The organism is Streptomyces niger, from assembly GCF_000718305.1.
GTDB lineage: Bacteria > Actinomycetota > Actinomycetes > Streptomycetales > Streptomycetaceae > Streptomyces > Streptomyces niger.
In genome coordinates this window covers 509,208-529,107 of sequence record NZ_JOFQ01000001.1, presented here as the reverse complement: position 1 = coordinate 529,107, position 19,900 = coordinate 509,208, and the positions used below count along the sequence as shown (strand labels likewise).

The 19,900-nt window shown below is 73.3% G+C and carries 19 protein-coding genes; 11 read left to right on the top strand and 8 right to left on the bottom strand.

The window, feature by feature from the left end:
- Window positions 1–116 precede the first annotated feature (116 nt).
- From IF20_RS02380 to IF20_RS02350, 7 genes are all read left to right on the top strand, one after another.
- A complete protein-coding gene (locus IF20_RS02380) occupies window positions 117–653 on the top strand; it encodes a Dps family protein (protein ID WP_052863488.1) in 537 nt (178 codons plus the stop codon).
- 183 nt (window positions 654–836) lie between these two features.
- Entirely contained in the window at window positions 837–2,012 is a 1,176-nt protein-coding gene (gene rhaI / locus IF20_RS02375) for an L-rhamnose isomerase (RefSeq protein ID WP_052863189.1), read from the top strand.
- A 159-nt stretch (window positions 2,013–2,171) separates the two neighbouring features.
- Window positions 2,172–4,211, top strand: a complete 2,040-nt coding sequence (locus IF20_RS02370) for a bifunctional rhamnulose-1-phosphate aldolase/short-chain dehydrogenase (RefSeq protein WP_052863188.1) — start codon at window positions 2,172–2,174, stop codon at window positions 4,209–4,211.
- A gap of 68 nt (window positions 4,212–4,279) precedes the next feature.
- Entirely contained in the window at window positions 4,280–5,683 is a 1,404-nt protein-coding gene (locus IF20_RS02365) for a rhamnulokinase (RefSeq protein WP_110943783.1), read from the top strand.
- 80 nt (window positions 5,684–5,763) lie between these two features.
- Window positions 5,764–6,306, top strand: coding sequence for a 2Fe-2S iron-sulfur cluster-binding protein (locus tag IF20_RS02360; RefSeq protein WP_052863186.1), 543 nt, complete (start codon window positions 5,764–5,766; stop codon window positions 6,304–6,306).
- Window positions 6,303–7,304 carry an FAD binding domain-containing protein gene (locus IF20_RS02355; protein WP_052863185.1) on the top strand — a complete coding sequence of 334 codons (1,002 nt, stop codon included), beginning with the start codon at window positions 6,303–6,305 and terminating at the stop codon, window positions 7,302–7,304. The genes IF20_RS02360 and IF20_RS02355 overlap by 4 nt, the downstream gene beginning before the upstream one ends.
- Window positions 7,301–9,391 (top strand): xanthine dehydrogenase family protein molybdopterin-binding subunit, encoded by a 2,091-nt coding sequence (locus IF20_RS02350; RefSeq protein WP_052863184.1) that lies wholly within the window; start codon window positions 7,301–7,303, stop codon window positions 9,389–9,391. Before IF20_RS02355 ends, IF20_RS02350 begins: the two co-directional genes overlap by 4 nt.
- An 87-nt stretch (window positions 9,392–9,478) precedes the next feature.
- On the opposite strand, the gene IF20_RS02345 is transcribed toward IF20_RS02350, so the two are convergent.
- From IF20_RS02345 to IF20_RS02335, 3 genes are read right to left on the bottom strand one after another with little or no spacing between them, the layout of a single operon-like run.
- Window positions 9,479–10,207, bottom strand: a complete 729-nt coding sequence (locus IF20_RS02345; RefSeq protein WP_110943716.1) for an N-acetylmannosamine-6-phosphate 2-epimerase — start codon at window positions 10,205–10,207, stop codon at window positions 9,479–9,481.
- Window positions 10,208–10,250: 43 nt separating this feature from the next.
- Window positions 10,251–11,270: an ROK family protein gene (locus IF20_RS02340; RefSeq protein WP_234426454.1), complete on the bottom strand. Its 1,020-nt coding sequence runs from the start codon at window positions 11,268–11,270 to the stop codon at window positions 10,251–10,253.
- Window positions 11,267–11,977, bottom strand: a complete 711-nt coding sequence (locus tag IF20_RS02335; protein WP_052863183.1) for a GntR family transcriptional regulator — start codon at window positions 11,975–11,977, stop codon at window positions 11,267–11,269. Before IF20_RS02335 ends, IF20_RS02340 begins: the two co-directional genes overlap by 4 nt.
- Before the next feature lie 145 nt (window positions 11,978–12,122).
- Between IF20_RS02335 and IF20_RS02330 the strand changes: the two genes are divergently transcribed.
- Entirely contained in the window at window positions 12,123–13,526 is a 1,404-nt protein-coding gene (locus IF20_RS02330) for a sugar porter family MFS transporter (protein WP_052863182.1), read from the top strand.
- 29 nt (window positions 13,527–13,555) lie between these two features.
- On the opposite strand, the gene IF20_RS02325 is transcribed toward IF20_RS02330, so the two are convergent.
- A complete protein-coding gene (locus IF20_RS02325; protein ID WP_052863181.1) occupies window positions 13,556–14,851 on the bottom strand; it encodes an MFS transporter in 1,296 nt (431 codons plus the stop codon).
- 402 nt (window positions 14,852–15,253) lie between these two features.
- Between IF20_RS02325 and IF20_RS02320 the strand changes: the two genes are divergently transcribed.
- Window positions 15,254–15,523, top strand: a complete 270-nt coding sequence (locus tag IF20_RS02320) for a hypothetical protein (protein WP_051871249.1) — start codon at window positions 15,254–15,256, stop codon at window positions 15,521–15,523.
- 187 nt (window positions 15,524–15,710) lie between these two features.
- On the opposite strand, the gene IF20_RS02315 is transcribed toward IF20_RS02320, so the two are convergent.
- The 4 genes from IF20_RS02315 to IF20_RS02300 all read right to left on the bottom strand — a co-directional run bounded on the left by IF20_RS02315 (window position 15,711) and on the right by IF20_RS02300 (window position 18,116).
- The gene (locus IF20_RS02315) at window positions 15,711–16,196 is read right to left on the bottom strand and encodes a DUF1269 domain-containing protein (protein WP_052863180.1); all 486 of its coding nucleotides are present in this window, start codon (window positions 16,194–16,196) and stop codon (window positions 15,711–15,713) included.
- Window positions 16,197–16,283: 87 nt separating this feature from the next.
- Window positions 16,284–16,778 carry an RDD family protein gene (locus tag IF20_RS02310; protein ID WP_052863179.1) on the bottom strand — a complete coding sequence of 165 codons (495 nt, stop codon included), beginning with the start codon at window positions 16,776–16,778 and terminating at the stop codon, window positions 16,284–16,286.
- A gap of 13 nt (window positions 16,779–16,791) precedes the next feature.
- A complete protein-coding gene (locus IF20_RS02305; protein ID WP_052863178.1) occupies window positions 16,792–17,586 on the bottom strand; it encodes a hypothetical protein in 795 nt (264 codons plus the stop codon).
- Between the two features lie 68 nt (window positions 17,587–17,654).
- Complete coding sequence (locus tag IF20_RS02300; RefSeq protein ID WP_052863177.1) at window positions 17,655–18,116, bottom strand: MarR family winged helix-turn-helix transcriptional regulator; 462 nt, start codon at window positions 18,114–18,116, stop codon at window positions 17,655–17,657.
- A gap of 290 nt (window positions 18,117–18,406) precedes the next feature.
- Between IF20_RS02300 and IF20_RS02295 the strand changes: the two genes are divergently transcribed.
- Window positions 18,407–18,598, top strand: coding sequence for a ferredoxin (locus IF20_RS02295; protein WP_052863176.1), 192 nt, complete (start codon window positions 18,407–18,409; stop codon window positions 18,596–18,598).
- Between the two features lie 48 nt (window positions 18,599–18,646).
- Window positions 18,647–19,864, top strand: coding sequence for a cytochrome P450 (locus tag IF20_RS02290; protein WP_052863175.1), 1,218 nt, complete (start codon window positions 18,647–18,649; stop codon window positions 19,862–19,864).
- Window positions 19,865–19,900: the final 36 nt, after the last annotated feature.

Sequence of the window (19,900 nt, the reverse complement as noted above, 5' to 3'; positions counted from 1 at the left end):
GCGCCCCGTCGGGCCCGGGGCGACCGGCACGTCCGCCGGACCGCCTGAAGACCGTCGAAGGAGACAGTGCCGTGGCCTCGAAAGCCGACTCCAAGCTCGCCTATACGGTTCCGGGCATGAGCACCTCCCAGGGCTCGGAGGTCGTTCAGCTGCTGCGGATGCGGCTGCACGCGCTCAACGACCTGGCGCTGACCCTCAAGCACGTGCACTGGAACGTGGTCGGCCCGCACTTCATCGCCGTGCACGAGATGCTCGATCCGCAGGTCGACGCCGTACGCGACATGATCGACACCACCGCCGAGCGCATCTCCACGCTGGGCGGCGAGCCCGCCGGCACGCCCGGTGTCATGGTCGCCGAGCGCACCTGGGAGGACTACGCCATCGGGCGTGCCGAGTCCATCGAGCACCTCGGCGCGTTGGACGTGGTCTACACCGGCGTCATCGAGGACCACCGCGAGGCGGTGCGCGCCACCGACGAACCCGACCCGATCACCCAGGACATGCTCATCGAGCAGCTGCGCAGTCTGGAACTGTTCCAGTGGTTCATCCGTGCCCACCTGGAGAGCTCCGGCGGCAAGCTCAGCACCGCGAGCGAGACCAGTGAGGCGGGGGCCGCGCGGGCGGCGGGGAAGCAGGCGCGGCAGCAGCCCTGAGGCTCCAGGGGCGGGTGGCGTGCGCGTCGCCTGAATCGTTTTTCACCGTGCCCGGCCGTGCGATGGCCGGGCACGGCGCTTTGTGTGGCCGCCCTCTTGACGCTCTCTCCTCCGGCGGCCTAGCTTAGGGCGCACTGAAACGATTCAAAAGCGTTTCGCCGTCGCACACCGCCGAGGTGATCCATGCCGAGCACGCCCGCCCCGTCCGCCGTGAAGGCCGCCCTGAAGGCACAGGTGATCGAGACACCGTCCTGGGGTTACGGCAATTCCGGCACCCGCTTCAAGGTGTTCGCGCAGCCCGGCGTCCCCCGCGACCCGTACGAGAAGCTGGCCGACGCGGCACGGGTGCACGAGTTCACCGGTGTCGCGCCCCGGGTGTCGCTGCACATCCCCTGGGACACCGTCGAGGACTACGGGAAGCTCGCGGAGTACGCGGCGGAGCGCGGCCTGACGCTCGGCGCCGTCAACGCCAACACCTTCCAGGACGAGGACTACAAGCTCGGGTCCGTCACCCACCCCGACCCGGCCGTCCGCCGCAAGGCCGTGGCACACCTCCTCGACTGCGTCGACATCATGGACGCGACCGGCTCGAAGGACCTGAAGCTGTGGTTCGCCGACGGCACCAACTACCCCGGCCAGGACGACATCGTCGCCCGCCAGGACCGGCTGGCCGAGTCGCTGGCCGAGGTGTACCAGCGGCTCGGGGACGACCAGCGGCTGCTGCTGGAGTACAAGTTCTTCGAGCCGGCCTTCTACACCACCGACGTGCCGGACTGGGGCACCTCGTACGCCCACTGCCTGAAGCTCGGCCCGAAGGCGCAGGTCGTCGTCGACACCGGGCACCACGCGCCCGGCACCAACATCGAGTTCATCGTCGCCTTCCTGCTCCGTGAACGGAAGCTCGGCGCCTTCGACTTCAACTCCCGGTTCTACGCCGACGACGACCTGATGGTGGGCGCCGCGGACCCGTTCCAGCTGTTCCGCATCGCGCACGAGGTGATCAAGAACGGCGGGCTGGAGCCCGAGCGCAACGTCAACTTCATGCTCGACCAGTGCCACAACATCGAGGCGAAGATCCCGGCCGTCATCCGCTCCGTGATGAACGTGCAGGAAGCCACCGCCAAGGCGCTGTTGGTGGACGCGGATGCGCTGCGGGCGGCGCAGCGTTCCGGCGATGTGCTCGCGGCCAACGGCGTCCTGATGGACGCGTACAACACCGACGTGCGGCCGCTGCTCGCGGAGGTGCGGGAGGAGATGGGGCTGCACCCGGATCCGGTCGCCGCGTACCGGACCTCCGGCTGGCAGGAGCGGATCGTCGCGGAACGGGTGGGCGGTACGCAGGCCGGTTGGGGCGCCTGAGCGGCTGCCGCGCTTTGTTCGACGGCGTCCACCGGCCGTGTGTGGCCGGTCGCGCCCACGCGGCGGAGCCGCAGACAAGACCGCAGCCCCGCGCCCCTTCGGGGCGCCTTCCTGTACGTAGCTGGACGTACGTAATCGTCGCGAAGGACGGAAAACACCATGGCACCCCACCCCGAAGTCGACGCACTCCTCGCACGTGCTCACCGGCTCGGATCCGATCCGCGGAACACCAACTACGCCGGTGGCAACGCCTCCGCCAAGGGGTCGGCCACCGACCCGGTCACCGGCGGGGACGTGGCCTTGATGTGGGTCAAGGGCTCCGGCGGTGACCTCGGCACCCTCACGGAGCCCGGCCTGGCCGTGCTGCGCCTGGACCGGCTGCGCGCGCTGACCGAGGTGTACCCGGGCGTCGAGCGCGAGGACGAGATGGTCGCCGCGTTCGACTACTGCCTGCACGGCAAGGGCGGCGCGGCGCCCTCGATCGACACCGCGATGCACGGTCTCGTCGACGCCGCGCACGTCGACCACCTGCACCCGGACTCCGGCATCGCGCTGGCCTGCGCCGCCGACGGTGAGAAGCTGACCGCCGAGTGCTTCGGCGACAGGGTCGCCTGGGTGCCGTGGCGGCGCCCCGGCTTCCAGCTCGGCCTGGACATCGCCGCCGTCAAGGAGGCCAACCCGCAGGCGATCGGCTGCATTCTCGGCGGACACGGCATCACGGCGTGGGGCGACACCTCCGAGGAGTGCGAGCGCAACGCGCTGCACATCATCCGCACCGCCGAGACGTTCCTGGCGGAGCGGGGGAAGGCCGAGCCGTTCGGCCCGGTCGTCGAGGGGTACGAAGCGCTGCCCGAGGACGCGCGCAAGGAGCGGGCCGCGGCCCTCGCGCCCGTGCTCCGCGGGCTCGCCTCGGCCGACAAGCCGCAGGTCGGCCACTTCACCGACACCGCCCCCGTACTGGACTTCCTGGCCCGAGCCGAACACCCCCGGCTGGCCGCGCTCGGCACCTCCTGCCCCGACCACTTCCTGCGCACCAAGGTCCGGCCGCTCGTCCTCGACCTGCCGCCGACGGCCCCGCTCGACGAGGCGATCGCCCGCCTGAAGGAGCTGCACGCGGAGTACCGGGCGGAGTACCGCGCCTACTACGAGCGGCACGCCACCCCCGACTCGCCGCCCCTGCGCGGCGCCGACCCGGCGATCGTGCTGGTGCCGGGCGTCGGCATGTTCAGCTACGGCAAGGACAAGCAGACCGCCCGGGTGGCGGGGGAGTTCTACCTCAACGCGATCAACGTGATGCGCGGCGCCGAGGCGGTGTCCTCGTACGCGCCGATCGAGGAGGCCGAGAAGTTCCGCATCGAGTACTGGGAGCTGGAGGAGGCCAAGCTGCGGCGGATGCCGAAGCCGAAGCCGCTGGCCACCCGGGTGGCGCTGGTGACGGGCGCGGGCAGCGGGATCGGCAAGGCCATCGCGCACCGGCTGGCCGCCGAGGGCGCCTGCGTCGTGGTCGCCGACCTGAACGCCGAGAGCGCCGGTGCGGTGGCCGAGGAGCTGGGCGGCCCGGACAAGGCCGTCGCGGTGACCGTGGACGTCACCGACGAGCAGCAGATCGCCGCCGCCTTCCGGGCCGCCGTACTCGCCTTCGGCGGCGTCGACCTGGTCGTCAACAACGCCGGCATCTCCATCTCCAAGCCGCTGCTGGAGACCACCGCGAAGGACTGGGACCTGCAGCACGACATCATGGCCCGCGGCTCCTTCCTCGTCTCCCGCGAGGCGGCCCGCGTCATGATCGCTCAGGACATGGGCGGCGACCTCGTCTACATCGCGTCGAAGAACGCCGTCTTCGCCGGGCCCAACAACATCGCCTACTCCGCCACCAAGGCCGATCAGGCCCATCAAGTGCGCTTGCTGGCCGCTGAGTTGGGTGGACACGGCATTCGCGTCAACGGCGTCAACCCCGATGGTGTGGTGCGCGGCTCCGGGATCTTCGCCGGCGGCTGGGGCGCGCAGCGCGCCGCGACGTACGGCATCGAGGAGGAGAAGCTCGGCGAGTTCTACGCCCAGCGCACCCTGCTCAAGCGCGAGGTGCTGCCGGAGCACGTCGCGAACGCGGTGTTCGCGCTGACCGGCGGCGACCTGACCCACACGACGGGACTGCACGTTCCCGTGGACGCCGGGGTCGCCGCGGCGTTCCTGCGCTGACCGGAGACCCTGTGACCGACACCCGCACCTTCGCCGCCGTCGACCTCGGCGCCACCAGCGGGCGCGTGATGCGCGCCCGGGTGGGTCCCGGCCTGCTCGAACTGGCCGAGGCCCACCGGTTCCCCAACACCCCGCTGCGGTCGCCCGACGGGCTGCGCTGGGACTTCGGCGCACTCCACCGGGGCGTGCTCGACGGGCTGCGCGCGGTGGCCGCGGCGGGTGGCGCGCACTCCATCGGCATCGACACCTGGGCGGTGGATTACGGCCTCCTCGACGCCGACGGGGCGCTGCTGGACCAGCCGTACCACTACCGCGATCCACGCACCGAGGGCGTGGCGGAGCGGGTGCGGGCCGCGGTGGGACCGGCGGATCATTACGCCGTCACCGGGCTCCAGCATCTGCCGTTCAACACCGTCTACCAGCTGGCGGCCGACGGCGACCGGCTCGCGGCAGCGCGCACCCTGCTGCTGATCCCGGACCTGCTGGTGCACCGGCTGACCGGCACGGTCGGCGCGGAGGCCACCAACGCCTCCACCACCGGGCTGTACGACGCCCGCACCGGCACCTGGTCCAAGGAGCTGCTCGGCCGGGTCGGCATCGACCCGGCGCTGCTGCCGCCGCTGCGCCGCCCCGGCGACCCGGCGGGCACCCTGCTCCCGCACGTCGCCGAGGCCACCGGACTGCCGACCACCACCCCCGTCACCGCCGTGGCCTCGCACGACACCGCGTCCGCCGTCGCCGCCGTACCGGCCGAAGGACCCGATGTCGCCTACGTCTCGTGCGGCACCTGGTCCCTGGCCGGCCTGGAGCTGGCCGCGCCCGTGCTCACCGAGGAGTCCCGCGCCGCGAACTTCACCAACGAACTGGGCATCGACGGCACCACCCGCTACCTCCGCAACATCATGGGCCTGTGGCTGCTGACCGAGTCCCAGCGCACCTGGCGGGAGCAGGGGCTGCCGCACGAGCTGGGCCCCCTGCTCGCGGCGGCCGAGCGGGCGCGCCCCTTCGCCGCCGTCATCGACCCCGACGCGCCCGAGTTCCTCGCCCCCGGTGACATGCCGGCGCGGATCGCCGCGTACTGCGTCCGGACCGGCCAGCGGCCGCCCCAGGACCAGGGGTCCGTCGTCCGCACCGTCCTCGAAGCGCTCGCCCTGGCGCACGCCCGCACCCTGCGCCGCGCCGCCGCACTCGCCGGGCGGGAGATCCGCACCGTCCACCTGGTCGGCGGCGGCAGCCGCAACGAGCTGCTGTGCCGGCTCACCGCCGACGCCACCGGGCTCCCCGTCGTCGCGGGACCGGCCGAGGCCACCGCGCTGGGCAACGTCCTCGTCCAGGCCCGCGCGCACGGCCTCGTCCCGGACCGGGCCGCGATGCGCCGCCTGGTCGCCACCACCCAGCCGCTGCGCCACTACACCCCGGGCGGCGACCGCGCCGCCTGGGACGCCGCGGAGCGCCGGATCGGCCCGGCCTGACGGTCCCCGGTTGGTCCGAGCGAGGTGCGGAGCCGGTTTGTCCGTTTTCGGGTGACGCCTTCAGGGGCACTGGTGACTCCATGAGAAGCACGGAGGGTACGGGCTGCGCGGACACCACCACCGCGCTCACCCTGCACATCAACGGCGAACGCCAGGAGCGCACGGTCGACAACCGCACCTCGCTGCTGGACCTGCTCCGCGAGGACCTGCGGCTGACCGGCGCGAAGAAGGGCTGCGACCACGGCCAGTGCGGGGCCTGCACCGTCCTGCTGGACGGCCGGCGGGTCAACTCCTGCCTGCTGCTCGCGGTGGCCGCCGACGGTACGGAGGTCACCACCGTCGAGGGCCTGGCCGACGGCGACGCGCTGCACCCGCTGCAGGAGGCGTTCCTCGCGCACGACGGTTTCCAGTGCGGCTTCTGCACCCCCGGCCAGATCTGCTCGGGCGTCGCCGCGATCGCCGAGGCGGCCGAGGGCTGGCCCAGCGCGGTGACGCCGGACGGCGTGCCCGACGGTCCGGTGGAGCTGTCCGGCGGCGAGGTGCGCGAGCGGATGAGCGGCAACATCTGCCGCTGCGGCGCGTACGTGAACATCATCGACGCGGTACGGGAGGCGGCCCGGTGAAACCCTTCCGCTACGAGACGGCCACCGACCCGGCAGCCGCCGTCGATCTGCTCTCCCGCCGGCCTCGCGCGGCCTTCCTCGGCGGCGGCACCAACCTGGTGGACCTGATGAAGCTCGGGGTCGAGGTGCCCGAGATGCTGGTCGACGTCAGCCGGCTGCCGTTCGACGAGATCACCGAGACCGAGGACGGCGGCCTGCGGGTCGGCGCCACCGTACGCAACAGCACCCTCGCCGTGCACCCGCTCGTCCGCCGGCGCTACCCGGTGCTGTCCCAGGCGCTGCTGGCCGGCGCCTCGCCCCAGCTGCGCAACCTCGCCACGATCGGCGGCAACCTGCTGCAGCGCACCCGCTGCACCTACTTCCAGGACATCGGCAAGCCCTGCAACAAACGGCGGCCCGGCTCCGGCTGCCCCGCGCGCAGCGGCATCCATCGCGACCTCGCCGTCCTCGGCGCCTCCCAGCACTGCGTCGCCACCCACCCGTCGGACATGGCGGTGGCACTGACGGCCCTCGACGCGACCGTGCACTGCGTCTCGGCCGAGGGCACGCGGACGCTGCCGGTGGCCGAACTGCACCGACTGCCCGGCGACGCACCGGAACGCGACACCGTACTGGAGCACGGCGAGCTGATCACGGCCGTCGAACTGCCGCCGCCCGCACCCGCGGCGCGCTCGGCGTACCGCAAAGCCCGCGAACGCGCCTCGTACGCCTTCGCGCTCGCCTCGGTCGCCGCCGACCTGCGGGTGAGCGACGGCACCGTGCAGCACGTACGGCTCGCGTTCGGCGCGCTGGCGGCCAAACCGTGGCGGGCTCGGGCCGCCGAGGCGGCGCTGGTCGGCCAACCCGCCACCGAGGAGTCCTTCGGCCGGGCGCTGGACCAGGAGCTGGCGGCCGCCGAGCCGCTCCGCGACAACGGCTACAAGATCCCGCTGGCCCGCCGGCTGGCCGTCGCCGTGCTGACGGACCTGGCGGGCGCCGACGAGGGAGGCGCGCGATGACGACCCTGCCCCGGACCCTGGGCGCGGACACCGCGCGGCTGGAGGGCCGCGAGAAGGTGACCGGCACGGCGCGGTACGCCGCCGACCATGGACACCCCGACGGCCTCTTCGCCTGGGCGGTGCCCGCCACGATCGCCCGCGGGGAGATCACCGGCGTGGACACCGGCGCCGCGCTAGCCGACCCCGCCGTCCTCACCGTGCTCACCCACGAGAACGCACCCCGCCTCGAAGAAGGCGTCGATCCCACGCTCGCCGTCCTCCAGTCGCCGCGCGTCGCGCACCGCGGACAGATCGTCGCCCTCACGGTCGCCACCTCCCTGGAGGCGGCCCGGGCAGCGGCCGGTGCGGTCCGTCTGGACTACACCTCGGAGCCGCACGACGTCCTGCTCGGCCTCGACCACCCTGGCCTCTACGCGCCCGAGGAGGCCAACGGCGGCCACCCCGCCGACCGGGAACGTGGCGACTTCGACACCGCGTACGACGAGGCGGCCGTCCAGCACGACGCCGTGTACGAGACCCCGCCGCTGCACAACCACCCGATGGAGCCGCACGCCGCCACCGCCTGGTGGGAGGGCGAGCGGCTGTGCCTGTACGACTCCAGCCAGGGTTCGTCCACGGTGCAGCAGATGCTGGCCCAGCTCTTCGGCCTCGGCCCGGAGCGGGTACAGGTCACCAGCGAGCACGTCGGCGGCGGCTTCGGCTCCAAGGGCACCCCGCGCCCGCAAGCGGTGCTCGCCGCCATGGCCGCCCGGGTGACCGGCCGCCCGGTGACCCTCGCCCTGGCGCGCCAGCAGCTCGCGGCCGTCACCGGCCACCGCGCCCCGACGCTCCAGCGCCTCCGCCTCGGCGCCGACCGGGACGGCCGCATCCAGGCGCTCGCCCACGAGATCGTCACCCAGTCCTCGGCCATCCAGGAGTTCGTGGAGCAGGCGGCGGCCCCCAGCCGCACGATGTACGTCTCGCCGCACAGCCGCACCACCCACCGGGTGACCCGGCTGGACGTCCCCACCCCGTCGTGGATGCGGGCGCCCGGCGAGTGCCCCGGCATGTACGCGCTCGAATCGGCCATGGACGAACTCGCCCTCGCCTGCGGCCTGGACCCCATCGAACTGCGGCTGCGCAACGAACCCGACCGCGAGCCGGACTCCGGCCGCCCGTACAGCAGCCGCCACCTCGTGGAGTGCCTGCGCGAGGGCGCCCGCCGCTTCGGCTGGCAGCACCGCGACCCGGCGGTCCAAGGCCGCCGGGACGGCCGGCTGCTGCTCGGCACCGGAGTGGCCGCCTCGACGTACCCGGTCATGGTCTCCCCGTGCCGGGCCGAGGCGCACGCCCGCGCCGACGGGCTGATCGACGTGCGGGTGAACGCCACCGACATCGGTACCGGCGCCCGTACCGTCCTCGCCCAGATCGCCGCCGACGCGCTGCGCATGCCGCTGGACCGCGTCCGCATCCACGTCGGCTCCAGCAAGCTCCCCGAGGCCCCGGTGGCGGGCGGCTCGTCCGGCACCTCGTCGTGGGGCTCCGCCGTGCACAAGGCGTGCGAGGGGCTGCGACGGCAGCTGGCGGAGCACGACGAAGTGCCGGAGACCGGCCTGACGGCCACCGCCGACACCACCGAGGAGGCCAAGCGCGGCCAGGAGTACGCACGCCACGCGTACGGCGCCCAGTTCTGCGAGGTGCAGGTGGACACCGCCACCGGCGAGACCCGGGTGCGGCGGCTGCTCGGCGTCTTCGCCACCGGCCGCATCCTGAACCCGCGTACCGCGCGCTCGCAGTTCCTCGGCGGCATGACGATGGGGCTGGGCATGGCGCTGACCGAGCACAGCACGGTGGACCGGGAGTTCGGCGACTACGCGGAGCGCGACCTGGCCATGTACCACGTGCCGGTCTGCGCCGACGTGCCGGACATCGACGTGCACTGGCTCGACGAGGAGGACCCGCACCTGAACCCGATGGGCTCGAAGGGCATCGGCGAGATCGGCATCGTCGGCACCGCGGCCGCCGTCACCAACGCCGTCCACCACGCCACCGGCGTCCGCATCCGCGCCCTGCCGGTCACCCCGGACGCGCTGCTGCCGCACCTCTGACGGCGACCACCGCCTGATGCACTGTCAAGGGCGTGGCGGCGCGGTGGACGCACTGTCAGGGGGCGTCGCAGTGCGGTGGGCGGACTGTCAGGGGTGGGGCAGCGCGGCGGCGAAGCGGGTCGCTATGGCGGCCGGTGCGGTGATGGCGCCGCCCACGACGACGCCCCATGCCCCGGCCTCGATCGCGGCCGCCGCCTGCTCCGGCGTGTGCAGCCGGCCCTCGGCGAACACCGGCACGTCCACCCGGCCGGCCAGCTCGGCGACCAGCTCCAGGTCCGGGCCCGGCTGCCGACGGCTGTAGGGCGTGTAACCGGAGAGGGTCGTGGAGACGACATCGGCACCGAGCGCCGCGGCCGCCACGCCCTCCGCCACGGTCGAGACATCGGCCATCAGCAGCCGGCCCAGGCCGTGCACCGCCTCGACCGTCTCGCGCAGCGGGCGGCCGTCCGGGCGCGGCCGGTCCGTGGCGTCGACGGCCACGATCTCCGCCCCGGCCTCGGCAACCGCCCGCGCGTGCGCCGCGGTCGGCGTGATGTAGACACCCTCGGTGCCGTCCTTCCACAGCCCGATGACCGGCAGGTCCACCACGGCCCGTACCGCCTCGATGTCCGCCACGCCCTGCACCCGGACGCCCGCGACCGGCGCGCCCGCGGTCACCGAGGCGGCCATCGCGGCCATGTGCGCCGGGGACCGCAGCGGGTCACCGGGCGGCGCCTGGCAGGAGACGATCAGCCGGCCGCGCATCCCGCCGAGGAGCGCGCGGGCGCGGTCGGCGGGCATCGGGCCGTGCGGGGTGTCGGGTGCGGTCCCGGTCATGTGCTGTCCTCGTTGTCTCGTGTCGGTTGGTGGTGCGGGGGCGTCAGGAGCGCGCGGACGGCCGTACCGGCGCGTCCCCGGCGGCCTCCTCCAGCAGCAGCGCGGCGGCGCCGACCACCGCGGCGCGCGGGCCGAGCGCGGCCGGCACGGGGCGCACCCCGGCGGGGCCGGGCAGCAGCTCGGCGGCGAACGCCTCGGTCAGCGGCGCCCAGAACGGCGCACCGATCGACGCGACCCCGCCGCCGACCACGACCCGTTCGGGGTCCACGGTGTTGACCAGCCCCGCCAGGGCCCGGCCCAGCGCGCCCGCGCCCTCCGCGAGGACGGCCCGTGCGGTCTCCCCGGTGGGCCCGGCGTCCTGCTCCGCCGCCGCCACGACCTTCCGGAGGTCGTGCACGTCCGCTTCCCCGGCCAGCTCGCGGTACCGGGCGGCGATCGCGGGCCCGGCCGCGACGGCCTCCAGATGTCCGGGACGGCCGCAGTTGCACGGCCGCCCCGCGGCCTCCGGTACGGCGAGGTGGCCGAACTCGCCCGCCGTCCAGTGCGCGCCGCGCAGCAGCCGCCCGCCGCCGACCAGCCCGCCGCCGATGCCGGTGCCCACGCTCACGTACAGCGCGGAGGAGCAGCCCGCGCCGGCGCCGTAGGTCTGCTCGGCCAGCGCGAAGACGTTCGCGTCGTTGTCGGCGGCCACCGGCAGTCCGAGGCGGTCGCCCAGCTCCTCGCTCAGCCGGGTGCCGGCCCATCCGGGGAGCAGTGCGTTGGCGGACAGGACGATGCCCCGGTCGCGGTCGATGACGCCCCCGGTGCCGATGCCGAGGCCCGTCGCGTCCTCGTGTCCGGGCAGCTCGCGGACGGCCGCCGCGATGGCGTCGAGCACGGCGGTCGGGCCCTCGGCGGCGGGCGTGGGCCGGACGACCGTCGCCAGCAGGGTGCCGTCGGGCGCCACGACCCCGGCGGCGATCTTCGTCCCGCCGACGTCGACGCCGAGCAGCGGGCGCGGGGTCGGGGCGGCGGGTGCGGGCTCCGGTATGTGGACCGGTCGCGGTTGCCGGGCGGCCGTCACGGCTGTGCCCGGCGCACGGTGAAGCGGATGTCGTAGCGGTCGGCGCGGTAGATCGTGGTGGTCGCCTCGACGGGGGTGTCCCGGCGGTCCAGGCCGACCCGCTGCACCCGCAGCCCCGAGCTGCCCAGCGGCACGCCGAGGAGGGCCGACTCGGTCTCGTCGAGGTCGACGGCGCGGATGATCTGGTCCGCCGAGCGGATGTCCAGCCCGTACCGCGCGTCGAGCAGGGCGTAGAGCGAGCCGGTCAGGTCCTCGTCGACCAGGCCGGGGACCCGGTCGGCGGGGAAGTGGACGTTCTCCAGGCACATGGGGGCGCCGTCCGCCAACCGCAGCCGGGAGACGCGTACGACGTCGGAGTCCGGGGCGACGCCGAGCCGGTCGGCGATCTGCCGGCCGGCCCGTACGGTCTCGGCCGCCAGCAGCCGCGAGGCCGGTTCGAGGTCACGGGCGCGCATGTCCTCGGAGAAGGAGGTGAGGGTGAGCGACTTGGACACCACGGGTGGGGCGACGAACGTGCCCGCGCCCTGCACCCGGTAGACGTTGCCCGCCGCCTCCAGCGCGTCCAGCGCCTGCCGGACGGTGTTGCGCGAGACCCCGTGGTCCGTGGCGATGTCCCGCTCCGTGGGGAGCGGCGTGTGCGGGGGAGACCCGGCCGTCTCGGCCAGCAATGCCAGCCGCAGTTCCTCGTGCTTGGCCTGTCGGGCCACGCTTCACCATCCCAGTCGTCGGGCGGCCGGCGCCGTTGTGATTGGTGCCAACCAATACGGAAATTATTACGGGAGATCTTGTCGGAGTCCAAGCTGAGTGTCAGATTGGTACCTTCCAATCTCTGGTCGGCGAAAGGAAAACGCGATGGCGTCACTCGGTACGGACACGGTGACGCGGAGCGGTGGCGGCGGCACCACCCTGCGGCCGGTGATCGGCGTCGCCCTGGTCGCCGCGCTCGGCGGACTGCTGTTCGGCTACGACACCGGCGTCATATCCGGCGCCCTGCTCACGATCGAGTCCGACTTCGGGCTCACGGCCTTCGGCTCCGGCGTCGTGGTGAGCGCCATCCTGGTCGGCGCGATGGCCGGCGCGGCCGTCGCCGGCAACCTCGCCGACCGGTACGGCCGCCGCCCCGTCCTCGTCGCCGCCGCCGGTGTGTTCACGGTCGGCGCCGCACTGGCCGCCCTCGCCCCCTCCGCCGCCGTGCTCACGGCGGCCCGCCTCGTCCTCGGCCTGGGCATCGGTACGGCGTCCAACCTCGTCCCGGTCTTCCTCGCCGAGGTCGCCCCGCCCCGCCACCGAGGGCGGCTGGTGGGTCTCAACCAGCTGATGATCACCTTCGGCATCGTCCTCGCCTACGTGGCGAACTATGCCCTGGCCCACGCCACCCACGGCTGGCGCTGGATGTTCGGCCTCGCCGCCGTGCCCGCGCTGCTCTTCGGCGCCGGCATGCTGCTGATGCCCGAATCCCCGCGCTGGCTGGCGCTGCGCGGCCGTACCGAGCGTGCCCGCGCCGTCCTGGCGCGGCTCCGCGGCCCCGGCGACCCGGCGGCGGTCGATGCGGAGCTGGCCGCGGTGACGGCCGGGCGCGAGGACGGTGCGGCGCCGGCCCGCCGGGGCCGCTGGCGCGCCCTCACGGGCCGCTCCGTACGCCCGGCCATCCTCGCGGGCGTGGGCCTCCAGATCCTCGGCCAGGCGTCCGGCGTCAACACCGTCATCTACTACGCGCCGAAGATCTTCGAGAGCAGCGGCCTCGGCTCCTCCTCGGCCGTCCTCGCCACCGTCGGCGTCGGCCTGGTCAACCTGCTGATGACCCCGGTCGGGATGTTCGCCGTCGACCGCATCGGCCGCAAGAAGCTGCTGGCGTCCGGCGCCGCGGTGATGACGCTCGCCCTCGCCGGCCTGGCGGCCACCCTCGCGGCCGGCGGCCGCCACTCCTCGTTCGCCTGGCTCGCCGTGGCGTTCGTGGTCCTCTTCATCGCCGCGGTCGCCACCACGCTCAACGTGGTCGTCTTCATCATCCCGTCCGAGCTGTACCCGCTGCGCATCCGGGGCACGGCGATGAGCGCCACCATGTTCGCCAACTGGACCATGAACTTCCTGGTCTCCCTCACCTTCCTCACCCTGCTCGACGCGCTCGGCGGGGCCGCCACCTTCACCGCGTACGCGGTGGTGTGCGCACTGCTGACCCTGTTCACGGTCCGCTGCATCCCCGAGACCCGCGGCAAGAGCCTGGAGGACATCGAGCGCGAGCTCACCCGCGGGTGAGCGGGTGAGCCCGCGTGCGTGACGGTGCGTCAGGCGGTGGCCGCGCGTTCGGCTTCCACCTGCTCCAGCGACTTGCCTGCCGTGTTCGGCATGAACAGGCCGATGACGCCGCAGATGAGGAGCGAGGCGGTCAGGAAGGCGGCGACCGGCGCGATGCCGGTGCTCGCCAGCGCGGGCACGAAGAACGACCAGACGCCGAGGACGACGCGGGAGGTGCCGAAGGTGATGCCCTGCGCGGTGCCGCGCAGTATCGTCGGGAACACCTCCTGGCTGATCGTCTTGTAGACCGCCTCGCCCGCCATCGCCTGGCCGACGCCGAAGAGCACCACGTTGAAGACGATGACGGGCAGCGTGAACGGCAGCACGAGGAAGACCCCGTACGCACAGACCTGCATGACCGAACCGGCGATCCACATCGCCTTGCGGTAGCGGTGGCCGCGGTCGGCGTACCGCATGTAGAACGCCACCGTACCGACGATCACCAGCGCGAAGCTGGCGCAGGACAGCGCCACGCTGGTGGCCTGGCTGCCCGCGCCCAGGGTCTTGACCATGTACGGGGTGAAGATGCCGTTCGTGCCGGCCGCGAGGTTCCAGAACAGGTAGATGCCGCCGGTGAACAGCAGCGCCCGCAGATGGGCGCCGCGCAGCAGGTCGCGCACCTTCGGGCGGGCGGCGGGGGCGGCCTCCGACGCGGTCCGCCAGACCGCCGACTCGACCATGCCGCGGCGCATCGCGTACGTCACCAGCGACACCACGAACAGGTGCAGGAAGACGATGCGGATGCCGAGCAGGCCGAGGTCGGACAGGGCCAGCGCCAGCAACAGGACGACCACCGGACCGAGACTCCAGGTCACCTGGGTCAGCCCGAGAAGTTTGCCGCGCGCCTTGGCGGGCGAGAACTCGCCGACCAGCGCGAGCGAGGTCGGCACGTCGGCGCCGACGGCCAGACCCACGATGAACGTGCCGGCGAAGAGCATCACCGGGTTGACCGCGAAGGCGATGAGCAGGATGGCCGCCGCGTACACCAGCAGGTCGTACTGGTAGATGCGCTTGCGGCCCAGCTTGTCGCCCAGCCGGCCGCCGATGAACGCGCCGATCGCCGCGCCGATGGCGTTGGGGCCGATGGCGGTGAGCGCGCCGAGCCCGTTCTGGGAGAGGCCGAAGCGGTCCTGGAAGAAGGCGAGACCGGAGCTGAGCGCGACGATCGACCCGGCATCCAGGTACGACGCCATGCCGGCCAGCCCGGTCCACTTCCACTGCTGCCGCGAAACGGCGCCCTCCCCGCCCGGGGCGGCGGAGGGTTGCGTGCTCTGCAGGGATGTCACCTGGACTCCTTCGTCCTCGCACTGTCGTGAAGCGGGCTGCGCGAAACAGCCGTGTTGAAACGACTCAAACAATGAATGCGTGTGGCTCGGGGGTCAATACCCGGTGTGCAACTTTCCTCTGAAACCTTTCAATTAACCGGTGGGGCCACCGGGACGGAAGTGTCGACCGGGCGGACCGGAGGAGAGGAGGGCGCCGCACCGTACTCCGCTCCGGACCGTCGGGCCGCCTCGCGGACCCGCGCAAAACCTTTCGAGAAACTGTCTCCAGAGGGTCACAAATGCCCTCTGGCCAGGGACTTTTGTCAGTGCGGCGGGGTAATATAGAAGCAGTGTTCGAGAGAGCTCACGGGGGGATCCGGGGCTCTCGACCACGACAGGAGGGACCCTGTGACGGCTGCCGCAATGACCCCGACGTCCGCTCTGTTCGACCTGCCGTACGCCCCGCTCGCCAAGAAGCCGCTGCCCGCCGGCCGGCCGCGCGAGTGGTACATCGCCCACAACCGCCGGCTGAAGGCCATGCGCCTGGCCATCGCGCTGCTCGACTCCGGCGTGCACACGCCGGACCGCGCGCCGAACCGGCTCATCCGCGACACCGCCGCGCTCGTCGGCATCCACCGCCCGTCCGACACCACCTGCCACATGGTCCGCACGCTGATGCGGTACACCCGCTGACAGCTCCTGCACGCACACGAAGGGGCGGGCCCGGTTCTCCGGGCCCGCCCCTTCCACTTGCCGCGACGCGAGCCCGCCAGGCCCGGCTCAGGAGATCCGGGAGAGGGCGGCGAACGGTCGCGGCCTGATCCAGCAGCGGCCGTGCGGAGCGGCCGCATGCGAGCGGCAGCTCGTCCGGCCGGCTCGGTCAGCTCTTCTGCAGCGCGGCGATCAGTTCTTCCTCGCGGTCCTTCGTGAGCGAGGTACGCAGCACGGTCGGGTCGAAGGGGCGCAGCGCCTCGCGTACCCGGTCCGGCGTCGACCGCCGTACGAGGGCGAAGACCGCCGCCCGGTCCGGCTCCAGCGTGGCCGCCACCTCCTTGATGAAGGCGTCGTTGATCCCGACGTCGGTGAGCCTGCCGACGAGCGCGCCGGAGGCGGCGCCGACGGCCGCGCCGAAGACCGGCATCAGGAAGAGCATGCCGAACAGCGTCCCCCACAGCGCGCCGCCCGCCGCCCCTGCCGCGGTGGTGTTGTAGGTCTGCGCCACATGAATCTTGCCGTCCGGTGTCCGCCACGCCAGGGCGGCGTCCTCCAGGTCGAGCAGCTCCTGGCGGGAGAGCTCCTTGCCGAGCCGCATGACGGCCTCGGCCTTCTCCTTGTCGGGGAAGCCGAGTACGACGAGATCGGTCATGGCAACCTCCTACGGGTCCGGTGGATCCCGGACCCCACGGCCCGGTGGATCCCCGTCCCATTGAGCCGCCGTCCGCGTCCTCGGGCGTCACCCGGAACGGGTGAGGTCGCGGCCGGGTGGGCCGCGGTACCAGTCGTGGACCACCGTGCTGGCCACCACCAGGTCCTGCAGCGATCTGCCGCGCCGGCTGACGGGGATCCAGAGCAGGCCCCACGGGAAGGCGACGCACAGCACCGCCCGCAGCAGGGCGCGTCCGGGGCCGAGCGGCCGCCCCGACCGCCCGGCCACCCGGATGCCCATGAGCCGGCCGCCGGCGGTGCGGCCGGCCGTCAGCCAGCTGCCCGCGAGGTAGCCGACGGTCAGCACGGCCGCGCACGTGGAGCTGACCCGGGGCGGCAGGTGCGGCAGCGCGAACGGCGGCCCGGTGACCATGAACCGCAGGGCGCCGGCGGCCAGCAGCGTCGCGAGCCCGAGGGCGAGCACGACGCCCGCGTCGACGACGGCCGCGACGGCACGGGACACCAGCCCCGCCGGCCGCCCCTGCAGCGCGGCCGGACCGGGACGCGGCGCTGATGTCGTCACGGCGCCGGCCCCGTCACGGGGGCTCGGGGCGTGCGGGATCAGGGCCCGCGGCGTCGGGCCGCCGGCGCAGCAGCCGGCCGGCGGCCCGGTTCACGAGGTGGTCGGCGTGCACGGCCCGGAGGCGGAAAGCGTCGACGGTCTCCTCGGCCATCCCGCCGCCCGTGTCCCGCACGATCCGGCCGATGTCGACCTCCTTGAGCACCTGCTCGACGATCGCCGCCAGATCGAGCCGGGCCAGTACCGCATCGATGTCGACCCGGTCGGCGACCCGGCGTACGTCGACCCGGTCCGCGATCCGGTCCACATCGACGCGGTCCGCCACGCGGTGGACGTCGACGCGGTCCGCGATCCGGTCCACGTCCACGCGGTCGGCCACCCGGTGGACGTCGACCCGGTCCGCGATCCGGTTCACGTCCACGCGGTTCGCCACGCGGTGGACGTCGACCCGGTCCGCCACCCGGTCCACGTCCACCCGTGCCACCACGGAGTCCACGTCCACCCGCGCCACCGCCGCGTCGAGGTCCACCCGCGCCACCGCGGCGTCCAGATCGACCCGCGCCACCACGGCGTCCAGGTCCAGTTGGTCGAGTACGGCGTCCACCGCGGTGCGTACCGCCGACCGGAGTGAGGCGCGGACCGCCGCGCGGACCGCCGACCGGACCGTGTCCGCCGCCTCCGCCACGCCGGCCGGTACGAGCCACCGGACCACGGCCCAACTCCAGGTGACGGCCCGTCCGCCGAGCCGCACCGGGCCGGGTACGCCGTACCCGGTGCGGCGCCGTATCGCCGCCGCGACATGCCCCTTCACCCCGGCATCGCAGCACGGCGCGCCGGGGCCCGCCTCCTCCGTGGCGGGTGACAGGCTCGCCGCGGGTCTCAGTTCCGGTACACGGCCACGATCCGGTCGATCACCGCGGCCGTGGTGCGCAGTTCCTCCTCGGAGAAGCCGCGCAGCGCGTCGGAGAGCCACTGCCGGCCCGTCGCCTCGGCGCGCAGGACGACGTCCCGGCCCTGGTCGGTGACCTCGGCCCGGCGCACCCGCTGGTCCCCGGGCTCGGGTGTGGTCCGCACCAGGCCGAGGTCCTCCAGGCGCCGGACCTCGCGCGTCACGTGCGGGGCCCGGACCATCAGCGCTTCCGCGAGTTCGCCCATCCGCAAGGGGGCGGGGGCGGCCGCGAGGGCGCGCAGCAGGGCGAGGGAGCCGCGGTCGACGGCTACGCCCGACTCCGAGCGGAGCCGTTTGTGTGTGCGGTTTCCGGCCATTACGTAGGCGAGGCCGGAGAGCGCGGCGTGCAGGTCGGCTATCGGTTCCCGGTCGGGGGTTTCGGTGTGGTCCACGCCCCGATCATGTCGCAGTGCCGGGGTGCGGGGGCAGCGCGGGGCGCGGATAAGGGCTGGCGAAAAACGTGCCTCTTGCATGTACCGGTCTGGACGAGGGGATTCCGGTGCGGTGATCGCGGTGTTAGCGTCGGCGGCGCGTAGTTACTTTTGTTAAGTAATGCGCGAGCAAGGCCCGTCCAAGGAGTCGGCAAGGACTGTTCGAGGGTTGGTCAACCGCCGCTCCGTACAACCGAGTTCGCCCCCCACCCGTGCGGGGACCGCTCCGCGGGGGAGCAGAAGGAGAGACCGTGCGCATCACCATCGACGAGGACAAGTGCTGCGGGGCCGGGCAGTGTGTGCTGGCGGCGCCCGAGGTGTTCGACCAGCGGGACGAGGACGGCGTCGTGGTCCTGCTGGACGCCGAACCGCCCGCCGAGCAGCACGCGGCCGTCACGGAGGCGGCGCAGATCTGCCCCGCGGCAGCCATCGCGCTCGCCTGACCCGCCGTCACCACCGGCTCCTGCCCGCCCCACCGTGGAAGGACAACCATGACCGAGGCTCCCGCCGCCCCCGCACCCGCCCTCACCACCCGACGCGCCCCCGGCTGCCCCTTCGACCCGCCGCCCGTGACCCAGGAGCTGCGCGAGCAGGCGCCCGTGACCCGCGTGTCGCTGTGGAACGGCTCGACGGCGTGGCTGGTCACCCGGCACGAGGAGCAGGTCGCGCTGTTGCGCGACCCGCGGATCAGCGCGGACAGCCGGCACTCCGGCTACCCCACCGTCAGCGCGTCGTTCGAGGCGACCCGGGCCCACAACCGCACGTTCATCACGATGGACGAGCCCGAACACAACGCCCAGCGACGCCGGTTCACCGGTGACTTCACCATCAAGCGCATGCAGGCCCTGCGGCCGCGTATCGAGCGCATCATCACCGACCTGCTGGACGCCATGGAGCAGGCGGGCCCGCCGGCCGACCTGGTCACCGACTTCGCGTTGCCGCTGCCGTCCCTGGTGATCTGCGAACTGCTCGGCGTGCCGTACGAGGACCACGACTTCTTCCAGCGGTGCAGCGCCGTCATGATCGACACGCGCAGCGCGCCGGAGGCCGCCCTCGCCGCTTCCCAGGAGCTGCTCGACTACCTCGAAAAGCTCGTGGAGTTCAAGGCCGAGCAGCCCGGCGACGACCTGCTGAGCCGGCTGGCCGAGCAGTACCTGCTCACCGGCGAGAGCACCGTCGACGAGTGCGCCAAGCAGGCCCGGCTGCTGCTGATCGCCGGGCACGAGACCACCGCCAACATGATCGCGCTCGGTACCTGTGCCCTGCTCCAGCACCCCGACCAGCTCGCCGCGGTCCGGGACGGCAGTCCGCAGCGGGTCGCCGGCGCGGTCGAGGAGCTGCTGCGGTACCTGACGATCACCCACATGGGGCGGCGCCGCGTCGCCGTCGCCGACATCGAGGTCGGCGGGCAGCTCATCCGCGCCGGTGAGGCCGTGATCTGCGCCAACGACCTGGCCAACCGGGACCCCGAGGTCTTCGCCGACCCCGACCGGCTGGACGTGGACCGGGCCGCCCGCGCCCACCTCGCGTTCGGCTCCGGCCCCCACCAGTGCCTGGGGCAGAACCTGGCCCGTATCGAACTGCAGCTCGCGTACCCGGCGCTGCTGCGCCGCTTCCCGGGGCTCCGGCTGGACCGGCCCCTGGAGGAGCTGCCCTTCCGTACGGACATGGCGGTCTACGGTCTGCACGAACTGCCGCTCAGCTGGTGAGCCGCTGACCGGCCGTCGGCGCACCGGTCCCGCGGC